Annotated in this window: 10 protein-coding genes; 3 read left to right on the plus strand and 7 right to left on the minus strand. The window is 74.6% G+C overall.

Annotated features, from left to right (window positions below; translation table 11 throughout):
* The first annotated feature begins 68 nt into the window (after positions 1-68).
* Positions 69-1472 (plus strand): amidase, encoded by a 1404-nt coding sequence (locus ACIF6L_RS29685; protein ID WP_396490568.1) that lies wholly within the window; start codon positions 69-71, stop codon positions 1470-1472.
* An 82-nt stretch (positions 1473-1554) separates the two neighbouring features.
* On the opposite strand, the gene ACIF6L_RS29690 is transcribed toward ACIF6L_RS29685, so the two are convergent.
* The 3 genes from ACIF6L_RS29690 to ACIF6L_RS29700 all read right to left on the minus strand — a co-directional run bounded on the left by ACIF6L_RS29690 (position 1555) and on the right by ACIF6L_RS29700 (position 5671).
* Positions 1555-3585 (minus strand): FUSC family protein, encoded by a 2031-nt coding sequence (locus ACIF6L_RS29690; RefSeq protein WP_396490569.1) that lies wholly within the window; start codon positions 3583-3585, stop codon positions 1555-1557.
* A gap of 122 nt (positions 3586-3707) precedes the next feature.
* Positions 3708-5030, minus strand: coding sequence for an MFS transporter (locus ACIF6L_RS29695; protein ID WP_396490570.1), 1323 nt, complete (start codon positions 5028-5030; stop codon positions 3708-3710).
* Positions 5027-5671 carry an ArsR/SmtB family transcription factor gene (locus tag ACIF6L_RS29700; RefSeq protein WP_396490572.1) on the minus strand — a complete coding sequence of 215 codons (645 nt, stop codon included), beginning with the start codon at positions 5669-5671 and terminating at the stop codon, positions 5027-5029. The genes ACIF6L_RS29695 and ACIF6L_RS29700 overlap by 4 nt, the downstream gene beginning before the upstream one ends.
* Before the next feature lie 278 nt (positions 5672-5949).
* Between ACIF6L_RS29700 and ACIF6L_RS29705 the strand changes: the two genes are divergently transcribed.
* On the plus strand, positions 5950-6693 hold the full coding sequence (locus tag ACIF6L_RS29705) for a PIG-L deacetylase family protein (RefSeq protein ID WP_329491026.1): 744 nt from the start codon (positions 5950-5952) through the stop codon (positions 6691-6693).
* 16 nt (positions 6694-6709) lie between these two features.
* Here the strand turns inward: ACIF6L_RS29705 and ACIF6L_RS29710 are convergent, their stop codons facing one another.
* The 3 genes from ACIF6L_RS29710 to ACIF6L_RS29720 form a co-directional block, all read right to left on the minus strand.
* Positions 6710-7357: a DedA family protein gene (locus tag ACIF6L_RS29710; protein WP_380389935.1), complete on the minus strand. Its 648-nt coding sequence runs from the start codon at positions 7355-7357 to the stop codon at positions 6710-6712.
* A 49-nt stretch (positions 7358-7406) separates the two neighbouring features.
* On the minus strand, positions 7407-7601 hold the full coding sequence (locus tag ACIF6L_RS29715) for a DUF1918 domain-containing protein (protein WP_329491028.1): 195 nt from the start codon (positions 7599-7601) through the stop codon (positions 7407-7409).
* A gap of 162 nt (positions 7602-7763) precedes the next feature.
* Positions 7764-8441 carry a TetR/AcrR family transcriptional regulator gene (locus ACIF6L_RS29720; protein ID WP_396490575.1) on the minus strand — a complete coding sequence of 226 codons (678 nt, stop codon included), beginning with the start codon at positions 8439-8441 and terminating at the stop codon, positions 7764-7766.
* Between the two features lie 421 nt (positions 8442-8862).
* Here ACIF6L_RS29720 and ACIF6L_RS29725 point away from each other — a divergent pair, with 421 nt between their 5' ends.
* Positions 8863-10746: an amino acid transporter gene (locus ACIF6L_RS29725; protein WP_396490629.1), complete on the plus strand. Its 1884-nt coding sequence runs from the start codon at positions 8863-8865 to the stop codon at positions 10744-10746.
* Positions 10747-10788: 42 nt separating this feature from the next.
* On the opposite strand, the gene ACIF6L_RS29730 is transcribed toward ACIF6L_RS29725, so the two are convergent.
* On the minus strand, positions 10789-11640 hold the full coding sequence (locus ACIF6L_RS29730; protein ID WP_396490577.1) for a universal stress protein: 852 nt from the start codon (positions 11638-11640) through the stop codon (positions 10789-10791).
* Between the last annotated feature and the right edge of the window lie 20 nt (positions 11641-11660).

Consider the following 11660-nt stretch of genomic DNA (forward strand, 5'->3'; position numbering starts at 1 on the left):
GCGGGCGGAGCACGCCTAGACTGCGGAACTCGCGCGGTATTACCGACCGGTAGGGATGGGGAGTTCGGATGGCCGAGGAGCGGGTCCACGCGTTCGGGGACGACGCGTTGGGGGAGCACGACGCGGTCGCGCTGGCGGCGCTGGTACGGTCCGGCGAGGTCGCTCCCGGTGAGCTGGCCGCCGCCGCGGCGGCGCGCGCCGAGCGGGTCGACGCGGCGCTGGCACCCGTCGCGTTCGCGTCGTACGGGCAGCCGCGCAGCGCCCCGGCCGGTGGTGGGGCCCCGCTGTTCGGGGTCCCGAGCTACCTCAAGGACAACGTGGACCTGCGGGGGATGCCCACCGGGCAGGGCAGTTCGGCGTTCCGCGCCAAGCCGGCACGGCGCGACGCCGGCTTCGCCGAGCAGTTCCTCAGCACCGGCCTGGCGGTGCTGGGCAAGACCAGGATGCCGGAGTTCGGGCTCAACGCCTCGACCGAGTTCGCCGAGGCCCGGCCGGTCCGCAACCCGTGGCGGACCTCGCACTCGCCGGGGGCCTCCTCCGGCGGCGCGGCCGCGCTGGTCGCGGCGGGCGTCGTGCCGATCGCGCACGCCAACGACGGCGGCGGGTCGATCCGCATACCGGCCGCCTGCTGCGGCCTGGTCGGCCTGAAGCCGACCCGCGGCCGGCTGGTCGCCAACGACCAGGGCCGCCGGCTGCCGATCGACCTGGTGACGGACGGTGTGGTGACGCGCTCCGTCCGGGACACCGCCGCCTTCTTCGCCGCCGCCGAACTCCACCACCGCAATCCGGCGCTGCCGCCGCTCGGACTGGTGGAGGGCCCGGGGGACCGGCCGCTGCGGGTCGGCCTGGTGGTGGACTCCCCGATCGCCGTCACCGACGGGCCGACCCGGCAGGCGGTCGAGCGGACGGCGGCGCGGCTGGAGGCGATGGGGCACAAGGTCACGCCCGCGACGCTGCCGTTCGGCGAGGACTTCTCCCGCGACTTCACGCTCTACTGGGGCTGCATCGCCTTCATGATCGCCACCACCGGCCGGCTGCTGCTGGACCCGGGCTTCCAGGCGCGGAAGCTGGACGGTCTGACCACGGGTCTGCGGCGGCGCTTCCACCGGGAGTTCCTGCGCACGCCCGGCGTGCTGCGCCGGCTCCGGCAGGCGGAGGCGGCGTACGGCGGACTGTTCCGCGAGCACGACGTGATCCTCTCGCCGGTGCTGGCCCATGTCGCGCCGCCGATAGGGCACTTGAGCCCGAACGTGGCGTTCGACGAGCTGCTGGACCGGCTGGGCCGGTACGTGGCCTTCACCCCGGTGAACAACGTGACGGGCGGTCCGGGAATCTCGCTGCCCGCCGAGTCGGCCGGGAACGGGCTGCCGATCGGGGTGCACCTGTCGGCCGCGCACGGCCGGGAGCGGCTGCTGCTGGAGCTGGCGTTCGCGCTGGAGGCGGACCGGCCCTGGCGGCGGATCCAGGACTGAGCGCGGGGTCGGCAGGCGTCCCGCGTGGTGCGTGCTCACGCCGGGCCGGGGGAGGCGTCCCGCGTGAGGGGGGTGCCGGTGCTCAGCCCGGGCCCGGGGAGGCGATCGCCCGGGCGGCCCGCACCTCCTGGCGCAGCGGCGCCAGCACGCCGTCCTCGGTGGACTCTCCGCCGGACTCCTCGCCGGTCTCCGGCCCGGTCTCTCCGCCGGTCCGCCCGGTGCCGGCGGCCGGGTCGGACGGCGGAGGGGTCGCGGGTCGCGGAGCGTCGGCGCGCAGGGCCGCCGCGAGCTCGTCGAGCTCACGGGTGATGGCGGCGACCTCGGCCGGCGGCGGCGGGGGCACCCCGTGGTCGATCCGGACCCGGGTGGCGGTGGTGGCCTCCACGATCCGCTCGACGGCGATGACCAGCGGCCACCACGCGGCGGCCCGCGCCCCGGTGGGCGGGGGTTCGGTGAGCGCCCGCTGGAACTCCGACCGCACGGCGGACAGGTCGCGGTAGAGCCTGCGCCGGTGGCGGAGCCGGGCCGACTGGTCCCGGCCGGGGTCCGCGTCGAACGCCAGCCTGACGTAGGCCGCGGTGTCCGCCGCGGCGTCCGCGAGCCGGTCGCCGATCCGGGTGTGCCAGGACTCGAGCCAGAGCAGGTAGCCGGCGATCAGCGAGACCCCGCAGCCGATCAGCGAGTCGTAGAGCCGGGGCGCCACCAGCCGGAACCCCTGGTGGTTGAGCAGGTCGGAGAGGAGCAGGATGACCGGGGTGATCGCCGCGGTCTGGAAGGCGTAGCCCTTCGCGGAGAACGCCGGGATCAGCATCGCGAGCAGGGCGATGGTCGGCACGTCCCACCACCCGCGCGGCACCTCGGCGAGGACCGGGATGGCGATCAGCAGGCCGACCGCCGTGCCGAACGCCCGCAGGACGGCGCGCGAGAAGACCGAGCCGAAGTCGGGCTTCATCACGAAGGTGACGGTCAGCGCCACCCAGTACGAGCGGGGCACGGCGATCACCGAGACCAGCGTCTGGGCGACGCCGATGCACAGGGCCAGCCGCAGGCCGTAGCGCCAGGACGCCCCGGACAGCAGGGCCGCGCGGGCCGTGCGGCGGGCCCGGACGTGCAGCACGGCGGGGCGGCCGAGCCGGTCGGCCCCGCCGAACGGGTCCGGCGCGGGCTCCCCGGCGACGGCGGCCGCGTACCGCAGCGCCTGGTCGACGGCCCGCTCCGAGGGACCGGTCGGCGGTGGCAGGTCCAGCGTGTGCGGCTCGCCGGGCCGCCCCCGCTCGACGGTGTCGGCCAGGGCCCGGGCCGCCGCCTGGTAGGCGTCCGGCAGCGGGCCGAGCGAGGCCGGGCGCAGCTTCGCCGCCGAGGCGGCCTCCACGACCGGGATCACGGCGTTGAGCTGGGCGAGCAGCCGGGTGAGGCCGGGGGAGCGGCCGTGCCGGCGGGTGCGGTGGGCGAGCAGCAGGTCGTAGGACCGGTTGAGCGAGTGGGTGACGGCCAGGCGCCGTTCGTCGTGCGCGGGGGTGCCCGCCGCCCGGAGGAAGTCGGCGACGGTCCGGTACGTCTGCGCGACCGCCGTCCGCTCCGGGACGCCACCGCGCAGCGGCCAGGCGAACAGGGTGAGCGCGAGCACCACCAGGCCGCCGAGGAGGAGCAGCAGCGGCGGCTTCCACCAGGGCGCCGGCATCGGCAGGCCGGCCCCGACGACGGCGTTGAGCAGGAGTAGCAGCCCCGACACCGAGGCGACCGAACCGATCGAGGAGATCATGCCGGAGACCAGCGCGATCAGGGTGAGCACGACGACGGCGAGCCAGCCCTCCCCGTACACCAGGGTGCCGAGGGTGACGCCGACGGCGCCGAAGAGCTGGGGGACGGCGATGTTGTAGACCCGCATCCGGTAGGCGTCGGCGGTGTCGCCGATGACTCCGGAGAGCGCCCCCATGGAGGCCAGCGCGCCGTACTGGGGCTGCCCGGCCGCGAGACCGACGGCGAGCGGCGCGGAGAGGGCGACGGCGGCGCGGGCCACGGCCGCCCAGGGGATCGGTGCGGGCTGTGGGCGCAGGCCCGCGGTGATCCAGCTGGGGGGTGCGAGCCGGCCGGCTCGTGCGCTCCGTGCCATACGAGAAACGTACGGCTCCGGGCCGGGGCGGGCCCGGTGTCGGCGCGCCGGACGGCTCGGTGTCGCGGCGCCGGGGGCGGGGTGCCGGGGGGCGGGGTGCCGGGGGGCGGGGTGCCGCCCCGTCAGGGTCGGCCGACCGGGGTGGGGGAGGCGGCCGGGGTGGCCGGCGCGGCGGAGCCGTCCGGGAGGTCGCGCAGGCGGGGCAGCGGGGACAGCCAGAGGACGGCGGCGGCGAGCGGGACGGCGGCGGTGGCCAGCCACATCGCGGGCACCACCCCGACGGCGGAGGCGGTCGCGCCGCTGGCCAGGGCGCCGAGGGGGATGGCGCCGTAGTTGAGGAAGGAACCGCTCGCGCTGATCCGGCCGAGCACCCGGGCGGGGACGTGGCGCTGCTGGAAGGTGGCCCGGAGGACGTTGCCGGCGACGATGCCCGCCGAGACGGCGAAACCGCCGAGGACGTAGCAGGCGACACCGGCGCCCGGCCCGGTCAGCGGGATCAGCAGGGCCAGCATCGGCACCCAGAACAGGAAGAGCATCAGGGCGCGGGCGGTGCCGATCGCGGCTCCGACCCGGCGGGCGACGGCCGCGCCGAGGACGCCGCCGGCACCGGCGGCGCCGACCACCGCGCCGATCGCGCCGTCGGAGAGACGGGCCTGCTCGACCAGGAAGACGACCTGGATCGACTGGTAGGCCATCAGGGCCATGTTGGCCAGCGCCCCGTGGAGGGCGAAGGTGCGCAGCCAGACGTCGCCGGTGATCAGGCGTAGGCCCTCGGAGACCTCGCGCCGCAGGTTCGGGCGGGGGCTCGGGGCGGTGCCCGGGTGGTCGCCGCGGCGTGCCGCCGGGGCGGGCTCGCGGGTGCGGATGGCGGCGGTGGAGAGGAGCGAGAGGAGGAACGTGGCGGTGTTCGCGAGCAGGCTGTTGACCGGGCCGAAGGTCTGGGCGGCGGCGCCGCCGGCGCCGAGCCCGACGATCTGGGCGGCCGAGGCGCTGCCGTGCAGGGCGGCGTTCCCTTCGGCGCGGTCCGGTTCGGCGACGAGGGTGGGGAGGTAGGCGGTGTACGCGGTCTGGAAGAAGACCTCGGCGGCGCCGGTCGCCGCGGCGACCGCGAGGAGCTGGCCGGTGGTGAGGACGCCGAGCACGGCGGCGGCGGGGACGGTGAGGTGGAGCACCAGGGAGACGGCGGTGGAGACGAGCATGACCGTCCGTCGGCGCATCCGGTCGACCCAGGCGCCGGCCGGCACGCCGATCAGCAGCCAGGGCACCCACTTCGCGGCGACCAGCAGGGCGGCCTCGAAGGCGTCGGCGTGCAGGACACCGACGGCGATCAGCGGTAACGACAGATTGGTGAGGGCGCCGCCGAACCTGCCGGCGACCTCGCCGGTGAAGAGAAGCCGGAAGTCCCGGTTGCGGCGGAGCAGCGAGCCGGGGGCGCCGGCGCTCATTCGGCACCGCGCGAGGTACGGGGGAAGGACTGCAGTTGCACCACGACCGGCAGCGCGTCCGGCGCCGGGTCGGCGTCCGGGGCGGGGGTGTGGCGGCCGATCACCTCGAACAACTCCTCGTTGAGGGCCTTGAGCTGAGGCGGCGTCAGGCGCAGGTTGGTCCAGTCCGCGATGGTGCCGGAGTTGCGCCAGTCGCCCGCCCAGTCCTCGCTGAGGTAGGAGGTGACGCGGTTGAAGTACTGCTGCACCAGCTCGTGCGTGTAGAGCGCGACCGCGCCCCGGCTGTCCGGGTCGTCCCGGAACTCGGCGGTGTTCAGCTCGTTGCGGACGGGGATCCGCCGCCACCAGCGCTCTCGCTTGGTGCCGCGTCCGGTGTCCTCCTCGATGAAGCCGTGCTCGGCGAGGTGGCGCAGGTGCCAGCTGACGGTGCCGGTGTTCTCGCCGAGCCGTTCGGCGAGCCGGGTGGCGGTGGCGGGACCGTCCAGCTTCAGCAGCTCGAAGATCCGCATCCGCAGCGGATGGGCCAGCCCGCGCAGGCTGCGGGCGTCCAGCCGGCGGAGCGGCCGGTCGGCCGGCGGCTGCGGCTGCGGCTGCGGCTCGGTCGGGTCCGGCGGCTCGGTGGGGGCGGGGTGTTCGGTCATGGCGCCATCGTAGGGTGCAGAGAGTTCTCTGCATAGGCGTCTCTGCAGAGAACTCTCTGCAAGTTGCCTCGGAGTGATGCCCGGAGGAGTGTGGGGAGCGTGCGGAGCGGGCGGGTAGAGAACCGGAGTGACGTCCTCCGGGGACGCCGGCCTGCCCGGGGCGGTGGCCGGCGGTCGATCGACTCGGTGATCTTCTAGAGTCGCCAGCGGTACGACTGTATGACCACCGTGCGGTCCCGGAGACTGTGCGGAGCGCGACACCGAGAGGCGGCACCACCATGAACGACCAGCAGGCACCCGAGCCGTTCGAGCCCGTCGACGAGGACTGGCAGACCGCGCTGGCGGTCGTCGCCCACCCCGACGACATGGAGTACGGCGGTGCCGCCGCCGTCGCCCGCTGGACGGCCCAGGGCAAGAAGGTGGTCTATGTGATGGTCACCAGCGGCGAGGCCGGCATCGACTCGATGAGCCCCGAGGACTGCGGCCCGCTCCGCGAGGCCGAGCAGATCGCCTCCGCCGCCGTCGTCGGCGTCGACACCGTCGAGTTCCTCGGCCACCCGGACGGGGTGCTGGAGTACGGGCTGCCGCTGCGCCGGGACATCGCCCGGGCCGTCCGCCGCCACCGCCCGGACATCGTCATCACCAGCAACTTCCGTGAGACGTACGGCGGGGTCTTCCTCAACCAGGCCGACCACATCGCGGTCGGCCGGGCCACCCTGGACGCGGTCCGGGACGCCGCCAACCGCTGGGTGTTCCGCGAGCTGGTGGCCGAGGGGTACGAGCCGTGGAACGGGGTGCGGGCGGTCTGGGCGGCCGGCTCGCCCGAGTCGCGGCACGCCGTGGACACCACCGAGCACTTCGACAAGGGCGTCGCCTCGCTCGCCGAGCACAAGGCGTACCTGGCCGGGCTGGGCGGTGCGATGGCCGATCCGCAGGAGTTCCTGGAGGGCTTCGGCCGGGGCGCCGGCAGCCGGCTCGGCACCCGGTTCGCTGTCCCCTTCGAGGTGTTCCCGCTGCGCTGAGGCGTGCCGCGCGGGATCAGGAGCCGTGGTCGGCGTGCTCGCGGCGGCGCCGCCGGTGGCGCAGCAGCTGCCGGGCGGCGAGCGCCGCGCAGAGCACGCCGACGGCGACCAGCAGCCACAGCTGGTACCGGACCGCCGTCCGGTACACGGCCCCGATGTTGGCCCCGGCCAGGTAGCCGAAGGCGGACCAGACCCCCACCCAGAGCGCTGCGCCGAGCACGTTGAACGGCTGGAACCGCCGCCAGGGCATCTCGGTGGTGCCGGCGATGATGCCGTTGGTCTGGCGCAGCCCGTCCACGAAGCGCGCCACGGTGACGACCTTGCCGCCGTGCCGGGCGAAGAAGCCGTCGGCGCGCTCCATCCGGGCGGGGGTGAGCAGCACGTAGCGGCCCCACCGGTGGACGAAGGCGCGGCCGCCGGTGCTGCCGATCAGATAGCCGAGGCTGTTCCCGAGGACGGCGGCCGCGAAGGCGATCCCGACCACGGCGGCCAGGTCGAGGTGCCCGGCGCCGGCGTAGACGGCGGCCAGCACCAGGATGGTCTGGCCGGGCGCGGGGATGCCGCAGTTGTCCAGCAGGACGAAGAGCGCCACGGCCGCGTAGCCGTACTCGTCGAGCAGCGGGGCGAGCCCGGCGAGCGGGCCGGGCAGTGCGGGCTCGGACACGTGGCTCACCACCCCGCGCCGGTCGGGCCCGGGGTGGCGGCCGGATGGGTCAGCGGAGCGCCTGGCGGGGCTCGATGTTGCAGTCGGGGCCGGGGTAGATCAGCCCCGTGTGGCCGTCCTCGAAGCGGACCATGTACGGCGGCTCGCCCTCCGCGCCGCGCACCTCGATGATCTCGCCCTTCTGGTCGACCATGCCCACCGCCCTGCTGTGGATGTGGAGCTGGTCACCTACCGCTGCGTGCATGGTCTGCTCCTCGGGTCGCGATGGCCGCGCGGGCGGCCGTTCTGCTTCCACTCTGCTGCGGCGGGGGCGGGCCCGCAACGGCTTGGCCGTGCGGCCGGTGCGGGGGGCGGGTGTCGTCGTGGGCCGGTCGACGTCGCCGGGCGGGGCACGGGGCGGGCCCGGTCAGTGGGAGCCGAACTGCTCGGCGAGGTAGCAGCGGACCAGTCGCTTGCACTCGCCGATCAGCGCCGGATCCCCGTCCGGAGCGCTCCGGAAGGCGAGCTTGAGCACGGCGTCCGCCGCCTCCAGGGCCACCCGCAGTGCGAGCGTGAGCGCCGCCGGGTCGGCCGTCGCGAACAGGTCGCCGCCGAGGGCCTGGAGGCGCAGCGCGACGGCGGTGTTGTTGTCGAGGTCGGTGTCGAGCAGGTGCAGGTCGTCCCGGACCCCGGCGGGCACGGCCGTGCCGGCCAGCCCGAAGTCCACCTGGCCGAAACCGGGGACGGCCCGCTTCATCGCCACGAACTCGTCCACCGCGAGGTCGGTGAACCCCGCGGTACCGGTCGGCGCCGCGTCGAGCAGCCGGCGGTCGAGGCGCTCCAGGTAGTGGTCGAGGTTGCGGCCTGCGAGCGCGGCCAGCAGGTCCTCCTTGCCGGCGAAGAACTGGTACAGCGTGCCGATTGGCACCTGGGCGCGGTGCGCGACCTCCTTGGTGGTGAGCGCGGCCGCGCCGACCTCGTCGAGCAGTCCCGCGCAGGCGTCCAGGAGCCGCTCGTAGCGCTCCTGGCTGCGCTGCTGCACCGGCCGCCGCCGGCCCGGTCCGCCCTGCCCGGCCACCCGGTGACTCCTCGTGTCCGCGCTCATGGGGCCACTGTGCCGCATCGGGTGTTCCACGGGCGAATCATCGCTGTGAGCCGTGCTCATATTCTTCGCCGCGGCGCCCCGGCCGAGCTGTCCGTCGCCCGGTCGCCGGCGGGTCGTCGCCGTCCGGCCGCCGGGACCGCGACGCCTGCTGCCGGGGCCGGGCGCGGGCAGCCGTGGCCGGGCGGCCGCGTGTGCCTGCGGCCGGGGGAGAGTGTTCCGCCATTGCGGCGACATCGCCCCGGCGCTGCCCGGTCCGATGATCCGAGCCGCATACCCTGTCGCCTTGCCGTCGCCCGACGGTGAGGCGGCGTGGGTCGGTGGACAGGGGTGCGGCTTGGTTTCGTCGGGTTCAGCCGATCCGGGGGCCGCGGCGTCGGGGCGGCAGCGCTTGCGCGCGTGGTTGCTGGACGGGCTGGCCGACATGGCCAAGCAGTACCCCGGGCCGCACGCGCAGGCGCCCGTCGAGCACCAGGGCGCCCGCTGGTGGCGGGTGATGTGCCTGACCGGTCTGGACTACTTCTCGACGCTCGGCTACCAGCCGGGCATCGCCGCGCTGGCGGCCGGCCTGCTGTCCCCGGTGGCGACCATCGTGCTGGTGCTGGTGACGCTGTTCGGCGCCCTGCCGGTGTACCGGCGGGTCGCGAAGGAGTCCCCGCACGGCGAGGGCTCGATCGCGATGCTGGAGCGGCTGCTCTCGTTCTGGAAGGGCAAGCTCTTCGTCCTCGCGCTGCTGGGCTTCGCCGCCACCGACTTCATGATCACCATCACCCTGTCGGCCGCCGACGCCACCGCGCACCTGGTGGAGAACCCGCACCTGCAGAGCGCGCTGAGCGGCCGGCAGGTGCTGATCACGCTCGTCCTGGTCGCGCTGCTGGGCGGCGTCTTCCTGAAGGGCTTCAGCGAGGCGATCGGCCTGGCCGTGGTGCTGGTCGCGATCTACCTGTCGCTGAACGTGGTCGTGGTGGCCACCGGGCTCTGGGAGGTCGCGCGCTCCCCGCACCTGGTCACCGACTGGTCGGACGCGCTGACCACCGAGCACGGCAACGTGGTCGCGATGATCGGCGTCGCACTGATCACCTTCCCCAAGCTCGCGCTCGGCCTGTCCGGTTTCGAGACCGGCGTCGCGGTGATGCCGCACATCGAGGGCGATCCGGAGGACACCGAGGAACGGCCGACCGGCCGGATCCGGGGCGCCCGGAAGCTGCTGACCACGGCCGCGCTGATCATGAGCGTCTTTCTGATCACCACCAGCTTCATCACCACCCTGCTGATCCCGAAGGCGGCGTTCGAGCCCGGCGGCGAGGCCAACGGCCGGGCCCTGGCCTACCTGGCGCACGAGTACCTGGGCAGCGCCTTCGGCAGCGTCTACGACCTGGCCACGATCCTGATCCTCTGGTTCGCCGGCGCGTCGGCGATGGCGGGCATGCTCAACCTGATGCCCCGCTACCTGCCGCGCTACGGCATGGCGCCGGCCTGGGCGCGGGCGGTGCGGCCGATGGTCATCGTGCTCACCCTGATCGCCTTCCTGGTGACCTGGATCTTCGACGCGAGCGTCGACGCGCAGGGCGGCGCGTACGCCACCGGCGTGCTGGTGCTGATCAGCTCGGCCGCGATCGCCGTCACCATCGCGGCGCACAAGGCCCGCCAGCGCAACTGGACCATCGGCTTCGCGGTGATCGCGGCGGTCTTCGTCTACACCACGGCGCTGAACATCGCCGAGCGGCCGGACGGCGTCAAGATCGGTGCCTGCTTCATCGCCGGCATCATCCTGCTGTCGCTGCTCTCCCGGCTCAAGCGGGCCTTCGAGCTGCGGGTGACGGACGTCGCGTTCGACGAGGCCGCCGAGCGGTTCGTCCGCGACTACACGCACCGCCCGCTGCGCCTGATCGCCAACGAGCCGAACAGCCGGGACCTCGCGGAGTACCAGGAGAAGAAGCGCCAGATCCGGGCGGACAACGACATCCCCGCCGAGGACGACCTGGTCTTCGTCGAGGTCACCGTGCTCGACCCGTCGGAGTTCGAGACCGTCCTGAACGTCCGCGGGGAGGTCCTGCACGACCGCTACCGGGTGCTCACCCTGGAGAGCTCCAGCGTGCCGAACGCCCTGGCGGCCCTCCTGATGGAAGTCCGGGACCGGACGGGGCAGCAGCCGCACATCTACTTCGAATGGACCGAGGGCAACCCGTTCGCCCAGTTCCTGCGGTTCTTCCTGTTCGGCCACGGCGAGGTCGCGCCGGTCACCCGCGAGGTGCTGCGGGAGGCCGAGCCGGACCGCGGCCGGCGCCCCCGCGTCCACGTCGGGTGAGCGGGACTCCGGGGGCTGCGGGGGTCGAGGCGGGCCGGGCGCTCAGACCGGAACGACCGCGACCGGGCAGCCGGCGTGCCGGACGACCGCCTGGCTGGTCGAGCCCAGCCTGCCGAGTGGTCCGCGCTGCTCACCGTGGCGTCCGACGACGACCAGTCGCTGGGTCTGCGACCCGGCGACCAGCTCGCGGGCCGGGTTGGACCGCACCGCGGTCGCGGTGACGGTGACGTCCGGGAACTGTTCGCGCGGGCCGGCCAGCACCTCGGCCAGCAGCCGGTCGTGCTCGGCGGCGATGTCCGCCTCCTCGTAGACCAGCGGGAGGTCGTGCGCGGGCCCGGCGACCAGCGGATAGGCCCAGGCGTGGACGGCGAACAGGGGGAGGTTCCGGCGCCGCGCGGAGTCGAAGGCGTAGGCGAGTACCTCGTCGTCGTGTCCCTTGCCCTGGACGCCCACCAGCACGCCGCCGCCGGCGCCGGCCCCGGTGTCGTGCACGACGACGACCGGGCAGGCGGCGTGGCCGGCGGCCCGGAGACTGGTCGAGCCGAGCAGCAGGCGGGGGAAGCCCCCCGTACCCCGGGCGCCCAGGACCAGGAGCAGGGCCTCCTCGGCCGCTGCCGCCAGCGCCTGCCGCGGATGGTCGTCCACCAGCTCCGTGACGATGGCGAGGCCGGGGTGCCTCAGCAGGGCGCGTTCGCGGGCCGCGTCGAGCAGGCTGGCGCCCGCGTCCTTGCTGAGCCGGGTCTCCTGACCCGCGGGAGCGTGTGCCGCCTCACCGAACCAGGCGTGGACCACGCGGAGCGGCGCGTTGCGCAGCCAGGCCTCGTCCGACGCCCAGTCCACGGCCTCCAGGCTCGACTGCGAGGCGGCGACGCCCACGACGACGGGGTTTCTCATGGCCGGCTCCTCCTGACTGC

It is taken from the genome of Kitasatospora sp. NPDC086009 (genome assembly GCF_044540385.1).
In the GTDB taxonomy this organism is placed as follows: Bacteria; Actinomycetota; Actinomycetes; order Streptomycetales; family Streptomycetaceae; genus Kitasatospora.